This is a genomic window from Streptomyces sp. NPDC127177 (assembly GCF_042672475.1).
Lineage (GTDB): Bacteria > Actinomycetota > Actinomycetes > Streptomycetales > Streptomycetaceae > Streptomyces.
On sequence record NZ_JBHXUW010000005.1, the window covers coordinates 1 to 21,284 of the forward strand.

6 protein-coding genes are annotated in these 21,284 nt (G+C 72.2%); 1 reads left to right on the plus strand and 5 read right to left on the minus strand.

The genetic code is table 11. The annotated features are described in order from the left end of the window. Positions 1–41: 41 nt before the first annotated feature. The 4 genes from ACFVJX_RS05415 to ACFVJX_RS05430 all read right to left on the minus strand — a co-directional run bounded on the left by ACFVJX_RS05415 (position 42) and on the right by ACFVJX_RS05430 (position 17,104). Positions 42–251, minus strand: coding sequence for an MbtH family protein (locus tag ACFVJX_RS05415; protein ID WP_384136136.1), 210 nt, complete (start codon positions 249–251; stop codon positions 42–44). After that, positions 248–14,491 (minus strand): amino acid adenylation domain-containing protein, encoded by a 14,244-nt coding sequence (locus tag ACFVJX_RS05420; RefSeq protein ID WP_384136134.1) that lies wholly within the window; start codon positions 14,489–14,491, stop codon positions 248–250. Before ACFVJX_RS05420 ends, ACFVJX_RS05415 begins: the two co-directional genes overlap by 4 nt. A 100-nt stretch (positions 14,492–14,591) precedes the next feature. Then, positions 14,592–15,635: an iron-siderophore ABC transporter substrate-binding protein gene (locus ACFVJX_RS05425; RefSeq protein WP_384136132.1), complete on the minus strand. Its 1,044-nt coding sequence runs from the start codon at positions 15,633–15,635 to the stop codon at positions 14,592–14,594. A 119-nt stretch (positions 15,636–15,754) separates the two neighbouring features. After that, positions 15,755–17,104, minus strand: coding sequence for a lysine N(6)-hydroxylase/L-ornithine N(5)-oxygenase family protein (locus tag ACFVJX_RS05430; protein WP_384136130.1), 1,350 nt, complete (start codon positions 17,102–17,104; stop codon positions 15,755–15,757). A gap of 248 nt (positions 17,105–17,352) precedes the next feature. On the opposite strand from ACFVJX_RS05430, the gene ACFVJX_RS05435 reads away from it, so the two are divergent. Continuing rightward, the gene (locus tag ACFVJX_RS05435) at positions 17,353–18,300 is read left to right on the plus strand and encodes a methionyl-tRNA formyltransferase (RefSeq protein ID WP_384136129.1); all 948 of its coding nucleotides are present in this window, start codon (positions 17,353–17,355) and stop codon (positions 18,298–18,300) included. 162 nt (positions 18,301–18,462) lie between these two features. Here the strand turns inward: ACFVJX_RS05435 and ACFVJX_RS05440 are convergent, their stop codons facing one another. Continuing rightward, on the minus strand, positions 18,463–20,853 hold the full coding sequence (locus ACFVJX_RS05440; RefSeq protein WP_384136127.1) for a DNAJC11 domain-containing protein: 2,391 nt from the start codon (positions 20,851–20,853) through the stop codon (positions 18,463–18,465). Positions 20,854–21,284 lie beyond the last annotated feature (431 nt).

The following is a 21,284-nucleotide window of genomic DNA, read 5'->3' on the forward strand; positions in this document are numbered from 1 at the left end:
GGTGAGATGTTCTCACCGAGGGGCGGCGGCGTATGTGCTGATCAGCCCTGGAGGGCGACGAGGCTGGCCGGCCGCAGGTCGGTCCAGTTCTCCTCGACGTGGGCGAGGCAGGCCTCACGGGTGTCCGCGCCGAACACGGTCCGCCACCCGGCCGGCACTTCGGCGAAGGCGGGCCACAGCGAGTGCTGGTTCTCGTCGTTGACCAGGACCAGGAAGGTGCCCTGCGGGTCCTCGAACGGGTTGGTCGTCATGCGTTGTCACTCCTCTTGGACGGTGCGGTGAACAGCTCGGACAGCGGCTGTTCCGGATGAGCTGCCACGCGGTGCAGCAACTCCAGGTATTCGTCGGTGAGTTGCCGGGTCTTGGTGGCGCCCAGCAGATCGGTGGCGTGGATCAGGGCGCAGTGCACGGGGCCGTCGCCGCGCGGTTCGTAGAAGCTGAGGGTCAGCTCGGCCCGGGTGACGCCGGTCGGTACGGCCTCCAGTGAGCCGATGCCGCCCTCGAGTTGTTCGGCGTCGGCCTGTTCGTGGTGGATCACCATGACCTGCGGCCCCCGGGGCGACAGTCCGGCGGCCCGCACGACCTCGTCGAAGGGCACGTCCTGCCGGTCGAGGGCGCTCAGCGTCGTCTCCCGTACCCGGGTCAGCAGTTCAGCGAAGCTCGGGTCACCGGCCGTGTCGGTGCGCAGCACGACCGTGTTGAAGAAGCAGCCGACCAGGTCGGCGAGCTGGTCGTCGGTGCGTCCGGCGACCATCGTGCCGATCGGCAGATCGGTGCCCGCGCCGTGCCCGGTGAGCAGCGCCGCCAGGGCCGAGTGGAGCACCATGAACATGCTGGTGCCGGTGGCCCGGGCGAGCCGGTCCACCGCGGCGTGCAGCTCCTCGTCGAGGACGAAGGCGATGTGGTCCCCGGGCCGCGTGCCCGTGTCCGGGCCGGCCGGGCGGGGGCCGTCGGCCGGCAGGGCGAGGTGCTCCGGCAGTCCGTCCAGCGTCCGGCGCCAGTGGTCGAGCTGCTGCCCGCCCGGGCTCCGCGGGTCGTTGAGGTCGCCGAGCGTCTCGTGCGCCCAGTGGGCGTAGTCGCCGTAGCCGACCGGCAGCGGCTCCCAGCCGGGCGCCCGGCCGTCGGCGCGGGCGGTGTGGGCCGTGACCAGGTCGCGGAAGAGCGGGACCACGGACCATTCGTCGACTGCGAGGTAGTGCATGGTCAGCAGCAGGGCCTGGCTGCCGTCGGGACCGGTCAGCAGATGCGCCCCGATGGGCGCCCGCGTCGCCGCGTCCGGTGCCCGGCCCGCGATCTCGGCCAGGCGGGCATCCAGGTCGGCACACGTTTCCACGGTCAGCGCGGGGGGTTCGGCCGGCCGCCGGTACAGGGTGCCGTCCAGTTCGGTGAACGTGGTGCGCAGCGGCTCGTGCCGGGCCGCCACATCGGCGAGCGCCGCGGCGATGACGTCGGCGTCGAGCCCGCCCGTCGAGCGCAGTGCCAGCGCGTGGTCGACGCCGTTTCCGGCGCGCCAGGACTGCCACTGCCAGTTCTGGACGGGCGCCGCCCGCAGGGGCCCGGACCGCTTCCCGGCCGGGCGCAGCGCGGGGCGTGCGGCGGCGGCACCCTCCAGCGCGGCGGCGAGTCCGGCGACGGTGAGCGCGTCGAAGACGTCCCTGATGCTCAGTTCGACCCCGAACTCGGCACGGATACGGCCCAGCAGCCGCATCGACGCCATGGAGTGGCCGCCGAGCGCGAAGAAGCTGTCGTGGACACCGACGTCGTCGAGCTTCAGGATCTCGCAGAACAGTGCGGCGATCCTGGCCTGGGTCCGGCCGGCCGGGCGGGCGTCGCCCGTCATCGCGGACCAGTCGGGCGCGGGCAGCGCGGCGCGGTCCAGCTTGCCGTTGGGTGTGAGCGGCAGCGGGCCGTCCAACGGCACGACCAGGGCCGGGACCATGTACTCGGGGAGCAGCCCGGCCACATGGGCGCGCAGCTCCTGCGGGTCCGGATCGCCGGACTCGGGGACCGCGTAGGCGATCAACCGGACGATGTCGCCGTCGCGGTCGGGGACGACCGCGGCCTGGGCGACCGACGGGTGCCCGGCGAGTGCCGCCTCGATCTCGCCCAGCTCGATGCGGAAGCCCCGCACCTTGACCTGGGTGTCGGCGCGGCCGAGGAAGTCGAGGTTGCCGTCGCGGCGCCAGCGGGCGCGGTCACCGGTGCGGTACATCCGGCTGCCGGGCGCTCCGAAGGGGTCGGCGACGAACCGCTCGGAGGTGAGCGCCGGCTTGCCGAGGTAGCCCCGGGCGAGGCCGCGCCCGGCGACGTACAGCTCGCCGGCCACTCCGGGCGGGACGGGCCGCAGGCCCGCGTCGAGCACGTAGGCGCGGGTGTTGGGGTCGGGCCGGCCGATGGGCACCCGGCCGGCCGGGCTGCCGCCGTGCTCGTGGGCGGGCCAAAGCGTCGAGTTGACCGTCGCCTCGGTGAGCCCGTACGCGCAGATCAGCCGGGCCGTGTCGCCGAAGCGGTCGAACAGCTCCGGTGGCACCGTCTCGGTGCCCACCAGGACGGTGGAGCCCTCGGGCAGTTCGCAGCCGGCCGGGAGGGCGGACACCAGGGACGGTGGCAGGATCATGTGGGTGATCCGGTGGTCCGCGAGGAATCCGGTCAGCGCAGGTCCCGCGACCCGGGCCTCGTCGGTGATGAGTACGAGCCGGCCGCCGTGGCACAGCGCCATGGAGAGCTCGAAGACGAAGACGTCGAAGCCGGTGGAGGCGAACTGCAGTACGCGGCTGTCGTGTCGCAGGCCCATCCGGTCGACGGCGGTGGCCACGAGGGAGGGGATTCCCTCGTGGGGCACGACCACACCCTTGGGGCGGCCGGTCGAACCGGAGGTGTAGATGACGTACGCGGCCTGGTCCGGGCCGACGGGCCCGTCCGGCAGGACCGCCCCGAGCGGGGCGTCCAGGGCCGCCGCGGTGTCCGGCGCGTCCAGCAGGACCACGGGAACGCCAGCCACCTCGGGGATCTTCCCGGCGACCGGTTCGATGCCGACGACCAGTGCGGCCCCCGAGTCCTCGATCATGTAGCTGAGCCGGTCCCCGGGGTGGACCATGTCGAGCGGCAGGAAAGCGGCACCCAGCCTCAGCGTCGCCAGCACGGTGGCGATCATGTCCACGGACCTGGGCACGGCCACCCCGACCACGCTCTCCGGGCCGGCCCCGTGAGCGGCGAGCAGCCGGGCGATGCGGGCCGCTCGGTCGTCGAGCTGTGCGTACGTCACCGAGCGGGAGCGGTCCACCACGGCGACCGCCCCGGGCCGCTCGGCGAGCCGCCGCGCGAACATCTGCGGCAGGGACTCCTCGTCGACCTCCCGGGCGGTGGAGTTGAAGTCCTCGAGGACCGACCGCCGTTCGCCGGCGGAGAGGATCTCGGCCCGGGACAGTGGCTCGCCGGGAGCGGCGACGATCGCGGCGACCAGGGTGCGCAGCCGTTCGCCGAGTTGTTCGGCGGTCTCCCGGTCGAAGAGTTCGGTGGCGAACTCCAGCCGGCAGCCGAGCGATCCGGGTCCGCCGTCCGCCGGGGTGTGCTCGGTGAAGCTGAACACCAGGTCGAATTTGGCGGAGCGGATCCGGAAGGGTACGTACTCCGTTCGCAACCCCGGCAGTCGGAGTTCATCGCCGGTGCGGGCGTGGTAGCCGACCATCACCTGGAAGAGCGGGTTGCGGGAGAGCGAACGCGTCGGGTTGAGGGCCTCGACGACGGACTCGAACGGCACGTCCGCATGCGAGAAGGCCGCCAGGTCGGTGTCGCGGACCCTGGCCAGCAGTTCGGTGAAGGCGGGGTCGCCGCTCACATCGGTGCGCAGCACGAGGGTGTTGACGAAGAACCCGACCAGTTCGTCCAGCGCCTCGTCGCCGCGGCCCGCGATGGGGGAACCGAGGGGGATGTCCGTCCCGGCGCCCATGCGGTGCAGCAGGGCGGCGACGGCCGCGTGCACCACCATGAACATGCTCGCGCCGGATTCCCGGGCGAGCCTCTTCAGACCTTCGTGGGCCGGTGCGTCGAAGGCGATGTCGAGTTCGGCGCCGGAGAACGCCGGGCGGGCCGGCCTGGGCCGGTCGGTGGGCAGTTCCAGCTCCTCCGGGGCGCCGGCCAGGACCGTACGCCAGTGGTCGAGCTGGCGGGCGGCCAGGCTGTTCCCGTCGGCGGCGTCGCCGAGCAGCCGGCCCTGCCACAGGGCGTAGTCGGCGTACTGGAGGGGCAGCGGCTCCCAGTCGGGGGCCCTGCCTTCGAGCCTGGCCGTGTAGGCGGTGGTCAGGTCCCGCAGGAACGGCCGGTCCGACCATTCGTCGGTGGTGATGTGGTGCAGCAGCAGCACGACGACGTGGTCCTCGGGCGACAGCTCCACGACCGTTGCGCGGAGCAGCAGTTCGGCGGCGAGGTCGAACGGCCGGCTGACGACCGTGTCGACGATGCCCGGTACCTCGTCCTCGGCGGCCGTGAGGTACTCCACCACGGGGTGCGCCTGGTCCGCGGGCAGCACCCGCTGGAAGACCTGCCCGTCGGAGGCGGTGAAGAAGACGGTACGCAACGCCTCGTGGCGCCCCGTCACATCGGCCAGGGCGGCACGGAGGGCCGGTCGGTCCAGTGGGCCGCGCATCCGCATGGCGAGCGAGAAGTTGTACGCGGCCGAGGTGGACTCGATCTGCTGGATGACCCAGAGCCGCTGCTGGGCGTGGGACAGCGGCAGCCGTTCGGGCCGCTCGCCCGCGGTCGGCGCCGGCCGGGCGGCGCCGTCGGTCCGGGCGGCGCGCGCCACCAGTTCGGCGACGGTCGGTGCCTCGAAGAGGTCCCTGATCGCCAGCTCGGCGTCGAGCGCGGTACGGGCCCTGCCGATCAGCCGGGTGGCCAGCAGGGAGTGCCCGCCCAGGTCGAAGAAGTCGCTGTCGATGTCCACACTGCCCGCGGGCAGTGCGAGCACCTCGGCGAACAGGTCGCAGAGCGTCTCCTCCCGCGCGGTGCGCGGGGCGCGGCCGGTGCCCGTACCGGCGAGGTCGGGGGCGGGCAGGGCCCGGACGTCCAGCTTGCCGTTCACGGTCAGGGGCAGCGTCTCCAGGGTGACGAGGGCGGCGGGCACCATGTAGTCCGGCAGTCCGGCCTTCAGATGGTCGCGCAGCCGTCCGGTCAGTGTGTCGCCGGTCCCGGCGCCCTCCTCCGGTACGACGTAGCCGACCAGCCGCTTGGTGCCCGCCCGCTCCGAGACGACGACCGCCGCGTGCGCGACCTCGGGGTGCGCGGACAGGGCCGAGGAGATCTCGCCCAGCTCGATGCGGTAGCCGCGGATCTTCACCTGGTCGTCGGTGCGGCCGAGGAAGTCGAGGAGGCCGTCGGGGCGTTGGCGTACGAGGTCACCGGTGCGGTACATGCGCTCGCCCGGTTCGCCGAAGGGGTCGGCGACGAACCGCTCGGACGTCAGCGCGGTCCGGTCGTGGTACCCGCGGGCCAGGCCGGTGCCGGCGATGTACAGCTCGCCGGGGCTGCCCGGCGGTACGGGGCGGAGCATCGGGTCCAGCACATGGGCGCGGGTGCCCCGGATGGGGACGCCGACCGTGGATGTGCCGCTGTCGGATGTGGAGGCGCCGAGCGTGTTGATCGTGTACTCGGTCGGCCCGTAGAGGTTGTAGCCGTAGGTGCCGTCGGTGCGGCGCAGCCGGGTCCACACCGTGTCGGGGACCGCCTCGCCGCCGAGCAGGACGAGCGCGGGCCGGTGCTTCCCGGCTGCCTCGTCCCGGTCCAGGAGGCCTTCCTCGATGAGCAGTTGGGCGTAGGTCGGTGTCACGTTGACGACGTCGATGCGGTGGCTGTCGCAGTAGGCGACCAGCGACTCGGCGTCGCGGCGCAGCTCCTCGTCGCAGATGTGGACCTCGTGGCCCTCGACGAGCCAGAGCAGTTCCTCCCAGGACATGTCGAAGGCGAAGGACACGGTGTGCGCGATGCGCAGCCGCCGGCCGCCGGCCGCGGCGATGGCCGGGTCGAAGATCTCCTTCTGATGGTTGAACTGCATGTTCGTCAGGCCGCGGTACGGGGTGACGACGCCCTTGGGGCGGCCGGTGGAGCCCGAGGTGTAGATGACGTACGCGGGGTGTTCCAGCCGGCCCGGCGACCCGTGCGCGAACCCGGGCCGTTCGGCGTCCGTGACCGGGTCGCCCGGGAGCGCGGCCAGCTCGGCCGCCACCGCCGGTTCGTCCAGCAGGAGTTCGGGGGCTACGGCGCCCTCCCCGTCGCGCAGGGACGGGGCGACGGCGGTGGTGGACACCAGGCACAGCGGTCCGGTGTCCCGTGCCATCAGCCGCAGCCGGTCGGCGGGGTGGTCGAGGTCGAGCGGCAGGTAGGCGGAGCCGGTGCGCAGTACGGCGAAGAGCGCGGCGACCATCTCGATGGAGCGGGGCAGCGCGAGCGCCACCACCTTCTCCGGACCCGCTCCACGGGCCAGCAGCAGCCGGGCGAGCCGGTTGATCCGGGTGTCCAGTTCGGCGTAGGTGAGGGCGCGTTCGCCGAAGACGAGCGCCACGGCGTCGGGGGTGCGGGCGACCTGCTCGGCGAGGAGGTCTGCGACGGTCTCGTCGGGCACCGGTTCGCGGCCGGTGCGCTGGGCGGCGGCCGTCGTTGCCTGCTCGGCGGGCAGCAGCAGGTCGAGACCCGCGGTCCGCACCTCGGCCGCGTCGTCGGCGGCGAGGCCTTCGGCGAGCCGGCCGAGCACGGCCGTGAACCGGTCGAGGATCCTGGTCGCGGCCTCGGCGTCGAACAGGTCGGGCCGGGCCGCCAGGGTGATCCGGATCCGGCTGCCGGGCGTGACGATCAGGGTGAGCGGGAAGTGGGTGCCGTCCACGTTGGACATGGCGGTGATGCCGTGCCGCTGCCGCAGTTCGGCGGCGCGGTCCTCGCCGTCGGCCGAGCGGAGCACGAAGAGCGTGTCGAAGAGCCGGCGGTGGCCCGTCTCCTGCTGCAGGGCGCCGAGTCCGACGTACTCGTACGGCATGACGGCCGCACGCTCGGACTGCATCCGGCGCATCAGGTCGAGGAGCGGCTCGTCCGGGGTGAACGCGACGCGTGCCGGGATGGTGTTGAGGAACATGCCGATGATTCCGGCCGCGTCCGGGACGTCCGCGGGCCGTCCGGCGACGGCGGTGCCGAAGGCCACGTCGGCGCGGCCGGTCGTCGCCGAGAGGACCAGTGCCCAGGCCGCGTTCAGCACGGTGTTCAGGGTGAGCCCGTGCCGGCGCGCGGTGGAGCGCAGCAGTTGGCTGGTCGCCGGCGTCAGCAGGGTGTCGAAGTCGGCCGGGATGACCGGGCCGGTATCGCGCCCGGCCGGGGCGAGCAGGGTCGGCTCGTCGAAGCCGGAGAGCGACCGGCGCCACGCCGCGAGGGCGACCTCGGTGTCCTGCTCGTCCAGCCAGGCGAGGTAGTCGCGGTACGAGCCGGGGGCCGGGAGCCCGGTGGCGTCGCCGGCGCGTTCGTACAGCGTGAACAGTTCCTCCAGGAACAGCCACGCGGACCAGCCGTCCCACAGGATGAGGTGGTGGGTGACCACGAGCCGGTCCCGGCCGTCGCCGAGCCGGATGAGCAGCAGCCGGCACAGCGGGGGCGCGGACAGGTCGAAGCGCCGGCGGCGGTCGGTGGCCAGCAGTTCCCGGGTCCGGCTGTGCTGCTGCGCGGCGGAGAGCCCGGAGAGGTCCTCCTCCACGAGCGGGATCTCGGCCCCGTCGACGATGAACTGGACCGGTCGGGGCAGGCCGTCGGCGGTGAATCCGGCCCGCAGACCGGTGTTGCGGGCCAGCAGCGCCCGGCAGGCGGCGCGCAGCCGGTCCGCGTCGACGCGGCGGTCGAAGTCCAGGGTCTCCTGGGAGAGGTAGACGTCGAGCGCCTCGTCCGAGTCGTAGGTGGCGTGGAAGTACATGCCCTCCTGGAGGGGGGAGAGCGGCCAGATGTCGGCTACCGGGAGTCCGGCGGTGGCGCCGACGTGGTCGCTCTCCTCCGGCGAGAGCACCAGGCCACCCAGCGGGGCGGGCGCCTCCGGCTCCGGGCCGGTGACGGAGGTCAGCTGGGCGAGCAGGGCCCGCAGGGCGGGGTCGACGTCGGCGCCGGACCGCTCCTGAGCCGTCAGTACGGCCCGGAGGGCGGCGGCCGCCTGTCCCGCCTCGGTCGCGGGCACGGTCACGGCGTCGGCCGGGGCGGCCGGTTCGGGAGCCGGTGGAACGGCCGGAGCCACGGCGGAACGTGCGGCAGCGGCTGCCAGGGCGGCCGGGGTCCGGTGCTCGAACACCTCGCGGGGGCCGATCGCCAGGCCGCGCGCGCGGGCCCGGGTGGCGACCGAGATCGAGCTGAGGCTGTCGCCGCCGAGGACGAAGAAGTCGTCGTCTGCGCCGGTGCCCTCCGTGCCGAGCACCTCGGCGAAGATCTCGCACAGGGCGCTCTCGCGCTCGTCGCCGGGCGCCCGCCCCCCGGTGCGGGGGGCGGGTGCGGCGGCGGGCAGTGCGTTCTGGTCGAGCTTGCCGCTGGGTGTCAGTGGCAGCGCGTCGAGGACCTGGACGGCGTTCGGCACCATCGGTGCGGGCAGCACCTCGGCGAGCGCGGCGCGCAGGGCCTCCTGGTCCGGGACGGTGCCGGGGACGGGCACGGCGTAACCGGCGAGGGCTCCGTCGCGGACGATCACCGCGGCCCCGGCGACGCCCGGGAGCGCGGCCAGGGCGGCCTCGATCTCGCCGAGCTCGATGCGGTTGCCCCGGATCTTGACCTGCCGGTCGGTGCGGCCGAGGTACTCGACGACGCCGTCGGTGCGACGCCGCACCAGGTCGCCGGTGCGGTACATGCGCTCCCCCGGCCCGCCGAACGGATCGGCGACGAACCGCTCGGCGGTCGTGCCGGGCCGGTCGTGATAGCCGCGGGCCAGTTGCGTACCGGCGAGGTAGAGCTCCCCCGGCACCCCGTCCGGAACCTGGCGCAGGAACGGGTCCAGGACGTGCAGCCGGGTGTTCCACACCGGGCGGCCGATGGCGACGGTGCGTCCGGCGTGGCCGTCGTAGGCGAAGGAGGTCACGTCCACGGCGGCCTCGGTGGGCCCGTAGAGGTTGTGCAGCGGGACCGGGGCCCGCCCTGAGCGGGACGTCAGCGCCGACCAGTCCCCGGCCTGTGCGCCGGTGAGTGCCTCGCCGCTGCAGAACACCCTCCGCAGGCTGTCCGCCCAGTCGGGACGGTCGGTGGCGGAGTCCAGGGCCTGCGTGAACGCGGCCAGCATGGACGGCACGAAGTGCAGCGTGGTGATCCGTCGCGAGCGGATCACCTCGGCCAGGTAGCCGGGGTCGCGGTGGCCACCGGGGCGGGCGAGGACGACGGTCGCGCCCTCCATGAGCGGCCAGAAGAACTCCCACACGGAGACGTCGAAGGCGGCCGGGGTCTTCTGCAGGACCCGGTCGTCCGCGCCGAGCCCGTACTCCCCCTGCATCCAGGCCAGCCGGTTGACCACGGCCCGGTGGGTGACGGCGACGCCCTTGGGGCGCCCGGTGGATCCGGAGGTGTGGATGAGATAGGCCGGGTGGTCCGGGCCCGCGTGCCGCACGGGGCCTTCGTGGACGTCCGCGCCGGGGAGGTCCTCGTCCCGGTCGACGAGCAACCGGTCCGGGCCGGCGGGCAGCATTCCGGCCGCTTCCGTGGTGGTCACGACCGTCCGGGCGCCCGAGTCGTCGAGCACGAACGCGACGCGCTCGGCGGGGTAGTCGAGGTCGACGGGCACATAGGCGGCGCCGGCCTTGAGAACACCCAGCAGGGCGACCAGCAGTTCGGCCGACCGGGGTACGGCGACCGCTACGTAGCTCTCCGGTCCGGCGCCACGTGAGCGCAGCCGCCGGGCCAACGCCTCTGCTCGGCGGTCGAGTTCGGCGTAGCTGAGGGTGGTGGACTCGAAGATGACGGCCGGGGCGTCCGGAGTGCGGGCCGCCTGCGCGGCGAACAGCGAGGCGAGGGTGGCCTCGGGGACGGCCCGTTCCGTGGCGTTGAGTTCGGCGAGGTGGGCGTGCTCCCGCCCGGACAGCAGCCCGGTCCGGGCCACGGTGCGGCCGGGATCGGCTACCAGGGTGCGCAGCAGGGCGGTGAACCGGTTGGCGATGACGGCGACGGCCACCTGGTCGAAGCGGGTGGCGTCGTGCTTGAAGCGCAGCAGCAGTCCGCCGTTGCCGGGCTCGACGATGAGCGCGAGGGGGTAGTGCACGGCATCGTGGACCTCGTTGCCGGTGATGCGCAGCTCACCCGGCTCCCGGGCGGCGGGCGGTTGCGCCGCGGGGTGGTTCTCGAACACCACGAGTGTGTCGAAGAGTTCGCCGCCTCCCGCGACGCGCTGGATGTCGGCCAGTCCGAGGTGCTGGTGGTCCAGGAGCGCGCTGTGCTCGTCCTGGACGCGGCGCAGCAGTTCGGTGAGCGTCTCCTGCGGGCGGAGCCCGACGCGGGTGGGGACGGTGTTGATGAAGAGGCCCACGGCGGAGTCCAGGCCCGTGACCTCGGTGGTGCGGCCGGACACGGTGGTGCCGAAGACGATGTCGCCGCTGCCGGTGAGCGCCCCGAGCAGCAGGGCCCACGCGCCGTGCACGACGGTGCTCAGGGTGAGGCCGTGGGCGCGGGCGTACCCGGTGAGAGCTGCGGTGAACTCCTCGGGCAGCCGGGTGTCGACCTGTTCCGGCCTGGCCGGGGCCCGTTCGTCGTCGGGGGCGGCGGCGAGGGCGGAGAGCCGGGTCGGTTCCGGCGGCCCGGTCAGCGCCTGCCGCCACGCGTCACGTGCACCGTCCCGGTCCCGGGCCGCCAGCCAGCCGAGGTAGGGGCGGGGATCGGCCGGGGCGGGGAGCTCATCGCCCCGGTAGGCGGCGGTGAGCTCGCGCAGGAGCACGGAGACCGACCAGCCGTCCGCGACGATGTGATGCAGCGTCAGCAGCAGCCGATGCCGCCCGCCGTCCCGTACGAGGGTGGCGCGGAGCAGCGGTGGCCGGTCCAGGATGAAGGGCTCGGCCCGGTCGGCGCGGAGCACGTCGTCCAGGGCGGTGTCGGCGGTGTCTGCTTCACGCCAGGGCAGGGTGACGCGTCCGGCGAGGCGCTGGACGACCTCGCCGCCGGGCAGCTGCCGGAACGAGGCGCGCAGCAACGGATGCCGGTCAAGTATCAGTTGGAGAGCGTCGCGCAGCCGGTCCGGGTCCACGTGCCCGTCCAGTTCGAGGAGTTCCTGGACCAGGTAGAGGTCCGCGCCGTCCGCGTCGAGCGCGGCGTGGAAGAAGAAGCCCTCCTGGAGCGGGGAGACCGGCAGGGCGTCCTCGTCCAGCTCCTCGTCAAGCGCCGCCGGGGCCGGTGCGGGCCCGGCGGCGCGAGCCAGGGCGGCGACGGTGCGGAGCCGGAAGACGTCGCGCGGGCTGATCGTGAGACCGGCCTCGCGCGCACGGTTCACCAGCTGGATCGCGACGATGCTGTCGCCGCCCAGCTCGAAGAAACTGCTCCGGACCCCGACGGCCGGCAGGCCGAGCAGCTCCGCGAAGAGGGCGGCGAGCACGGTCTCGGCCGGGCCGGTGGGTGTGTCCGTGCCGCCGGCCGCCGTCCAGTGGGGTTCGGGCAGGGCGCGGTTGTCCAGCTTGCCGTTGGGGGTGAGCGGGAGGGGGCCGTCCAGGACGACGACGGCGGTGGGCACCATGTGGTCCGGCAGCGCTTCGGCCACCCGGGCCCGTGCGGCGGTGACGGCGCTCTCGGTGGCGGCGGCGTCCCCCTCCCCGACCAGGTAGGCGACCAGGCGCTTGGCGCCCCGGTGGTCGTCTCGGATGAGGACGGCGGCCTGGGTGATGCCGGGGGCGGCCATGAAGGCGCTCTCGATCTCGCCCGGCTCGATCCGGTGACCGCGGATCTTGATCTGGCCGTCGGCCCGGCCCAGGAACTCCAGATTGCCGTCGGCGGACCGGCGCACCCGGTCACCGGTGCGGTACATGCGGGTGCCGGGCTCGCCGTACGGGTCGGCGACGAACCGCTCCGACGTCAGCGCGGGGCGGCCCAGATAGCCGCGCGCCAGGCCTCGCCCGGCGACGTAGAGCTCGCCCTCGGCGCCCGCCGGGACCGGACGCAGGGCGGCGTCCAGGACGTAGGTGCGGGTGTTCGGGTCGGGCCGCCCGATCGGCGTGGGGCCGGGCCGGCCGGAACGGGCATGCCACAGAGTTGAGTTGACGCTCGCCTCGGTGAGTCCGTACGCGACGACAACCTGGAGCCGTCCGGACCAGCGGGCGATCAGCTCGCTCGGGACGGCTTCGGTGCCGACGACGAGGACGGCGCCCTCGGGGAGTTCGCAGTCCTGCGGCAGCGCCGAGACCAGCGCCGGGGGAAGGATCATGTGGGTGGCGCGGTGGTGTGCGATGTAGTCGGTGAGGGCGCGGCCGGCGACCCGGCGCTCGGCGGGGACGACGATGATCCGGCCGCCGACGCACAGCGACATGATCAGGTCCCAGACCGTCACGTCGAAACCGACGGAGGCGAACTGCACGACGCGGCTGGCGGCGGTGACGCCGATCCGGTCGGTGGCCGTGGCGATGAGGCTGCCGACTCCGTCGTGGGTGACGATCACGCCCTTGGGGCGGCCGGTGGAGCCGGAGGTGTAGATGACGTACGCGGCCTGGTCCAGGGCGACCGGGGTCCCGGGGTCGCTCTCGTCCTGCGCGGCGAGGGCGTCCGCGGTCGCCGGGTCGTCGAGGAGCAGGCGGGCCGCGTCCTGCTCGGGGAGGTGGCCGGCGAGTTCGCGCACGGTGAGCAGGGTGGTGGCCCCGGCGTCGGACAGCATGTACGCGGTCCGGTCCTGGGGGTGGTCGGCGTCCAGCGGCAGGTAGGCGGCTCCGGCCTTCAGCACCGCGAGCAGTGCCACCACGAGTTCCGGGGAGCGCGGCAGTGCCACGGCCACGACGTCGGCGGCACGCACCCCGCGGGAGGTGAGGAGGCGGGCGAGCCGGTTGGCGGCGGCGTTGAGCGCGGTGTAGGTGATCTCGCGGTCCTCGCACACGAGCGCGATCGCCTCGGGCGAGCGGCGCACCTGCGCTTCGAACGCGGCGGGCCAGGACAGATCGTCGACCTCACGCGTGGCTCCGGCGAACTCGCCGAGCAGCAGGTCCCGTTCGGCGGCGGAGGTGAGCTCGATGCGACCCACCGGCCGGTCGAGGTCCTCGGTGAGGGCGTTCAGCAGGGCGAGGAAGCGGCGTTCGTGGTCCCGGAGGGTCTCCTCGTCACAGAGGTCCGCGTCCGCGTCGAGGTGGACGGTGACGGCGTGACCGTCTCGGTTCCCGGAGAGGGTGAAGGCGAAGGCCAGGTCGCTGACGGGGCCCAGCCACTCGCCACGGAGTCCGGTCTCCAGTCCGGCGAAATCGGATCCGGTGTCCCCGGGGAGGATGTTGACGGTGGGTCCGACCAGATCCGGGACGCCGCCGACGAGGCCGAGGTCCCTGGCCAGGTCCTCGGCGCGGTGGCGGCCGTGCGCGACCGCGTCGGACACCGCCTGCCGGACATCGGCGACGAGGTCCGCGCCCGTGGTGCCGGGGCGGAGGGTCAGACGCAGCGGGACGATGTTGGAGACCATGCCCGGGACGGCCGCCGAGACGGCGTCCTGGCGGGCGTGGACCGGCAGGCCGAGGACGAGGTCCTGCTCCCCGGTGACGCGGTGCAGATAGGCGGCGACGGCGGCGACGAGCAGCCGGGAGGGCCTGACACCCGCACCGGCCGCGGCGGCGACGAGCCGTTCGGCGTCCCGGGCGGGGAGTTCGACGGTGCGTCGCAGCCGCCGTGTCATCAGGGACGGGCCGCGTTCGACCAGGCGTACGGGCTCGGGACGGCCGGCCAGGTGCTGGTGCCACCAGGCGCGGTCCGCGGCGTGCTGCGCGGAGGCGCGGTACTCCCGGTCGGCGTCCACGAGCCGGGTGAGGGAGCGGTCGGGGCGGGCAGGGGCGTCCTCGCCCAGGGTGTAGAGCTCACCGGCCCGGCGGGTGATCAGCGTGACGCCCATGCCGTCGAGCACGATGTGGTGGTAGCGCTGGTACCAGCGGACCCGGTCGTCGGCCAGCCTGAGCAGGGCCTGGGCGAAGAGCGGCCCCCGGCCGAGGTCCACGGACCGTTCGCGTTCGGCGGCCGTCCAGTCGGCGACGGCGGCCTCGGTGTCGGGGGCGTCGCGCAGGTCGACGACGGGCACGTCGAAGGGGACGGCCGTCGGCGTCTGGCGCGGGCCGCCGTCCCCGGGGGTGAACGTGACGTGCAGACAGTCGGCTTCGCCGACGGCCTGCCGCACGGCGGCGGCGAGGCGGCCGAGGTCGGTGTCGCCTCGCAGGTCCAGGGCGAACACGATGTTGTAGGCGGAGCTGTCGGGCTCAATCTGCTGGGCAAGCCAGATCCCGGCCTGCCCGCCGGTCACGGGTGTTCCGGCGGTGGGTGTCCGGTCCGGCTCGGCGTCAAACATCGTACGAAATGGCCTTTCCCTGGTGGCGTGCGGCAAGGAGAGGACGTCCCGTCCGACGGTGTGCCGGGCCGGCGCACCGTCGGACGGGATACCCCGCGCGCTACTTGATGGCGGTCAGCAGCGGAACGATCTCGTCGATCGCGTAGGGGATCGAGAGAACCGTGTTGAAGGAGAAAGCGGCACCGATGTCCGGGCCCTGGTACGGCACGAACAGATCACGCTTGTCCTTGCTGACCTCGAGGTTCTTGTAGAGCGGCTCGGCCTTGATCCGGTCGTTGGCGTCGGTGCTGGAGGTCACCCAGACCAGCCGGTCGACATCCAGCACGTTCAGCTTCTCGGCGCTGAGCTCGGCGGCGTTCCAGCCCGGCTTGGCCAGCTTGTCGATCTCGGGCTTCAGCTTGAAGCCCAGCTCGGAGAAGAAGATCGACTTGGGGTCGGTCTTCGTGAACGCGGAGTACTTGCCGGCCTCGAAGCTGTCGGCCACGGCGAGGGTCTTGGTGGCGAACTCGGGGTGCTCGTCGCGGACCTTCTCGAAGCGGGCGTCGATGTCGGTGATCAGCTTCTCGGCCTGGGTCTTCCTGCCGAGTGATGCACCGATCTGACGGGTCATCACCTGCCAGGAGGCGCCGTAGTCGGGCAGGCCCTTGGGCTGGGCGACGACCTTGGTGAACTTGGAGAGGGTCTCGTACTGCTCCTTCTTCATCCCCGAGTACTGGGCGATGACGAGGTCCGGCTTGAGTGCGGCGATCTTCTCCATGTTGTACTCGTCGCGCTCACCGACGATGTCCGGCCGGTCGGACCCCCACTTGTCCTTGGTCCACGGCCACTTGCCGTACGGCTTCTCCTTGAACCAGTCCACCGCGCCCACGGGCTTGATGCCGAGCGCGAGGACCGCGTCCTGGTCCGAGAGGCCCAGCGTGACGATCCGCCGGGGCTCCGACTCGATGGTCGTGCTGCCGTACTTGTGCTGGACCGTCACCGGGAAGGTGCCCGACTTCCCGCCCGCCTCGGCCGGGGTACCGGGCCCGGCCTTGTCGTCGCCGCTCCCGCAGGCGGCCAGAGCGACGGCGGCGACGACCGCGACGGCCACCCGGGGAGCGAATCTGACGAACCGCGTCAGCGCGGTGCGTGTACCAGTGGACACGGATGTTCCTCTCAAGGGGTTCTCACTGTGCGTGCCGAGCACGCCGCGTACAGCCGTACGGGCGGCGGCAGGGCGATATGTGGGGGGACGGACCGATGGCGGGCCGGGAACGGGGGCGATCAGGGCGTGGCGACGCCGTCGGCGAGGGGGCGGGGCTCGTCCGAGGTGTTCTTCAGGCCGCGCTCGACTACCGAGTCGAGGATCTCACCGACCCTGATCGCGGTGTTGGAGAGCAGGGAGGAGGTGATGCCGTGGGTGTGTTCGGTGCCGCCCTGGAGGTAGATGCCGCAGCGCAGTTCGTCGTCCGTCGCTATGCGGTAGTCGCGCTCGACCCGGACGCGGCCCTCCTCGTCGCGGTGGCAGTGCTGTGCGACGTCGCCGAGGAGGCCGAGGGGCTGGACGGGGCTGTAGCCGGTGGCGAGGACCACGACATCGGCCTCCAGCGTGCTCTCCTCGCCGGTGACCAGGGAGGTGACGGTGGCGTGGACCTTGTCCCCGGTCTCCTGGACACCGGTCAGCCGGGAGATGTTGATGAAGCGCAGCCGTTCGGTACCGAGCACCTTCTCCTGGTACGCCTGGCGGTACAGGTCGTCGATCAGGTCGATGTCCACCACGGAGTAGTTGGTGTTGCCGTGGTAGTCCATCAGCTTGCGCTTGATGTCGTCCGGGGCGGTGAAGTACTCGTCGACCGCCTCCGGGTCGAAGATCCGGTTGGCGAAGCTGCTGTCGTCGGCGGGGCTGTAGCCGTAGCGGGAGAAGACCGCGCAGACCTCGGCCTGCGGGAAGCGCCGGTGCAGGTACGCGACGTTCTCGGCGGCGCTCTGCCCGGCGCCGACCACGACGAACCGGGTGGGGTCGGTGCCCTCCAGGGAGTCGACCTTGGCCAGCAGGTCGGAGTTGTGCCAGACCCGGTCCGTGCGCTCGACGCCCTCCGGCATCAGCGGGCTCAGCCCGGTGCCGACGACGAGGTTGCGGGCGCGGTGGACGACCGTCTCGGTGCCCGACCGTGCCGTCACATCGACGTACTCGACCACTCCGTCCCGCAGGACGGGCTCGACGGAGACCACCTCGTGGCCGTAGGAGACCATGTCGTCGACCTTCGCCGCGGCCCACTCGAAGTAGTCGTGGAACTCCACGCGCAGCGGGAAGAGGTTCTTGCCGTTGACGAAGTCGATCAGCCGGCCCCGGCTCTGCAGATAGCGCAGGAAGGTGTACTCACTGGACGGATCCCGCAGTGTCACCAGGTCCTTGAGGAACGACACCTGCATCGTCGCGTCGTCGATCAGCATGCCGCGGTGCCAGCCGAAGGACGGCTGACGCTCGAAGAAGTGAGCCGTGACCGCCTCCTGCCTGCCGACTCGCGCGTTGTGCTCGCTGAGCGCGATCGCCATGGCCACATTGGACGGCCCGAAGCCGATTCCTATGAGGTCGTGGATCAGAGGTGCGTCGCCAGGATCAACCTGTGACATGTCACTCCCATCGTGCGGGACAGCCGCCTGTCAGGCGTGGACGAAAAGTACGGGACGCGGGCACACCGGAAGCGGTAGCCAGCTGAACTTAGGTAAAGCTAACCTGACTTTGATGGACCTGTCGACCAGGCAAAAGGGACTAATCATCCGGCGCCCTACCTAACGCGCCTCAAATCAGGGCGCGTTGCGTCATTAGGTAAGGCTTGCTTTACTTGACGTCGATCAGTCGCTCACCTGAGGAGGAACCCATGCGGGTCGCCATGTTCGGTTACCAGACCTGGGGCCACCGCACCCTGCAAGCCCTCCTGGACTCCGAGCACGACGTGGTGACAGTCGTGACGCATCCCAAGAGCGAGCACGCGTACGAGAAGATCTGGAGCGACTCGGTCGCGGACCTGGCCGAGGAGCACGGGGTCCCGGTGATCATCCGCAACCGGCCCGACGACGAGGAACTGTTCCAGCTGCTCCAGGAGGCCGCCCCGGACATCATCGTCGCCAACAACTGGCGCACCTGGATCCCCCCGCGGATCTACGACCTGCCCCGGCACGGGACGCTGAACGTCCACGACTCGCTGCTCCCCAAGTACGCCGGCTTCTCACCGCTGATCTGGGCGCTCATCAACGGCGAGAGCGAAGTCGGCGTCACCGCGCACATGATGGACGAGGTGCTCGACGCCGGTGACATCGTGGACCAGCGCGCGGTGAAGGTGGAGCCGGGCGACACCTCCGTGGACCTGTTCCACAAGACCGTCGAGCTGATCGCCCCGGTCACCGTCGGGGCCCTGGACCTGATCGCCTCCGGACAGACCGAGTTCACCCGGCAGGACCGCTCGCAGGCGACGTTCTTCCACAAGCGCGCCGAGGAGGACATCCGGATCAACTGGGACTGGCCCGCGGAGGCACTGGAGCGTCTGGTGCGCGCCCAGACCTCGCCCTATCCGAACGCCTTCACCTTCCACCGCGGCAAGCGGCTCGAAGTGGTGTCCGCCGTCGTGTCCGAGGGCCGCTACGGCGGAACGCCCGGCCGGATCTTCTACCGCGAGGGCGAGGGAGTGGCGATCGTCGCGGGTGCGGACGCGCGCACTGGCCTCAACCACGGTCTCGCCATCACCCGGGTGCGGACCGAGGACGGCCGGGAGCTGCCGGCGACCGAGTACTTCACCTCCATGGGCGGATACCTCACCGGCCGCCCCTGAGGAACCGGACGGCCCCGGCCCGGCGCGCCGCCGGCCGGGGCCGGCGTACGCCTGCCCCCCTCGCCCGGACCCCCTTGCCCGCGTCCGTGCGGCCGGCCCTTGGTGGGCGCCGCGCCGGCTCGTGACCCGGCGGGGCGGGCCGGCGCGGCGGGCCACCTGAACTCACACGGCCTGCTGCAGCCCTTCGAAGCGCACCGTCCATCGCCGGTCCGCCGGAAAGCCCGGCGCGTGCCGGTCCGGTGCGCCGTCCCAGCCGGCGGCCATGAACGCGATGGCGTACAGCAGCGCGGCGTTGCTCGGGAAGTACGGGAACGGGCCGCCGGTCGCCAGGCCCGCGTCGTCGAACTGGAACCCCGCGGCCGGGTGCAGCAGGAAGTCCACGGCGTCCTCGGGACGTCCGAGCCGCGCGGCGCACATGGCGAGCATCGGGAAGTCCCATCCCCAGGTCCGGTCGAACTGCCAGCCGGTGAAGACCTTCTCGGCGGTCCGGGCCATCGTGGGGACGTCGACGCCGTCGCCCGGCAGCCAGCCGAACGCGCCGATCAGGGCCGGGTGCTCGTAGTTCCACCGCGTCCACATGTCCTGGACGCCTTCGTGCAGGACGTACGTGCCGTCCTGCACCGGCAGCGGTGCCAGCCCGTCATGGACGCGCTGCCACTCCGGGTCCCCGCGCAGGCCGAGCCGTTCACGCCACTGCTGCGCGACCCGCAGGCCGAAGCGCCAGTAGGCGAGCTCGAACGTCGGGTTCCGTGTCGTCCTTGGGTCGGTGTTCTCCGACACGACGTGCATGGGCGGGCCGAGGATCCAGCGGCGCGTGTCCTCGTCCCGGAAGGCCCACGACGAGAGGAAGTCCGCGGTGTCGAAGACGATGTCGCGCCACTTGCGCAAGGTGCTCTCGTCGGGATGCGCCCGGTAGTCCATCTCGGCCAGGAAGATCGGGTGCGGCTGCTGCCACATCAGCAGGGCGTGGATGACGTGCGGCGACTCACGCCCGTCGGCCGTCGTGCACTTCGGCCAGCGCGCTCCGCGGAAGCCCTGGGACTCCGCCCGTTCACGCGCGGTCCGGTGGAAGCGTTCATACACGTCCAGGCTGCGGTCCAGCATCGGCCAGCGGTTCCACAGCGCCCAGTGCGCGCCGTGCCACCAGTACATCTCCATGTGGAACTTGCCGTTCCAGCCGTTGTTGACGAGCCCGGACTCCTGCGGCGGGAGCGAGCCCGCCTCGTTCGCGCGCATCAGGTACTGGGAGAGCACCACGCGACGCTCCAGTTCCGTCCAGCGCGGATCGGTGCTCGCGGAGAGGTCGATCGCGCCGCCGGACAGCCAGTACTGCCGCCAGGCCCGCGTGCTCGCCGCGAAGGTCGCGCTCGACGCGGGCACCGGCCCGGACGACGTGGGCGCGAAGGTGCAGGTGAACCGGAGCCGATCGGTGTGGCGGTCGCCGGCGAGTCGGTAGCGATGCCGGTTGGCCGCTGCTCCGATCGACAGTTCCTGGTCGTCGGGGACGACGATGTCGTGGTCCTGGCCCGCGTAGGTGTAGCCGAGCTCCAGGCGCTTGGCCAGGCCGGGCGCCGGGTCGCCGAGGTTCAGGTGGTTGACGAGGAGAAGGAGCGAATCGTCCGAGACCAGTTGCGCGAGCCTGCCGGTGACGTCGCCCCAATGACCGTCGGTGCCGTACCGCGCGGTGCGGACGACGAGTTCTCCGGGGGTGGAGCCCAGGCCGGTGAACACCCCGTGCCCCTCCCAGGCGAGCGCGGCGTGGTAGACGGTGGAGTCCAGACGGTGCGTGATGTCGGCGTGGTTGCGCCCGTGTGTCGTCGCCGTCGTCTCGTGGGCGTCTGGGGCCCCGTAGGTGCCGACATACGCGGCGAACTCCTGCCCATCCGCGTACGGGAAGTCGAGGAAGACCGCCAATCGTCCGGCAGCGACGAGCGGCGAGTCGATCTCCACGGCGACCGTGTCGTGATCGGGGTGGCAGCAGGTCCGGACGTGCACCGGTTCACCGGCGATCTCGAACCGGCTGTCGATGACGCCGGTCCACAGGTCGAGATCCTGGTGGATTCTCTTGATGTCACCGGCGACGGCGGCGCGACCGTCGGGCATGGCCAGTTCGAGACCGATACGTCCGAGGTTGATGCGGGCCGGGTTGGCGTAGAGCCACGACGACAGGTCGGGCTGGTCCGGATCCGGGATGGGGTAGTCGACGGGACGGCCGTGTGTGTCCCAGACCTGGCCCCGGAAGTCCGAGGGCTCCTGGCCGGGCGGCAGCGGGAAGCTGTGCCACCCCCAGTCGGACATGGTGTTGAAGGGGACGAACGTCTGCAGCCCGGTGGCGTCGACACCGAATGCGAACCCGCCGTTGCCGACCTGCAGGGGGCTCTGCGTGTCGAGTCTCCCGCGCACGACTCGATGGCGGGCCACGACGGACTGCCGGTCGATCGGGCGCACCGGCATGGCAGCGGCCGGTGTCCGAGCCGCGGCAGCCGGCTCCGAAGCGACACCCACCACCGCTGCGGCCGCCGAGCCGGACAGGAACGTTCTACGCGTGACCATGCGGTGCTCCCTGACTGCGAGATGGAATGGCCACCCGTCTCGGCCGAGCGGACGAGATGCCGGTGGTCCTCTCTGTACTCATCACGACTCATCACGACTCGTCACGGGACCTGACGCGGCATCCGAGGACGGCCGGAGGCCCCGTCCGCCCGTCGCGCGCTCGGCAGAAGACCGGTCGGCCAGTCGGCCGACCAGTGCTCGTCGTGCTCGTTCACGGGCGTCGAACGCCGGACAGCTCACCGAGATGATGGGGCCCTGTTGATTCGATTCAAACCGTGCGACAGGCTAGGCCAGTTGCCTCGATTCAGGCAATGCACAGGAAGTAAGTCATCCGAGTCGCCCATCGGCGCACGTACACGCCCGGCAACATCCGCCTGCATTGAACGTTTCAATTCCTCTTCGGTCTCGGCCCGGCCCGAGCGCGGGCGGCG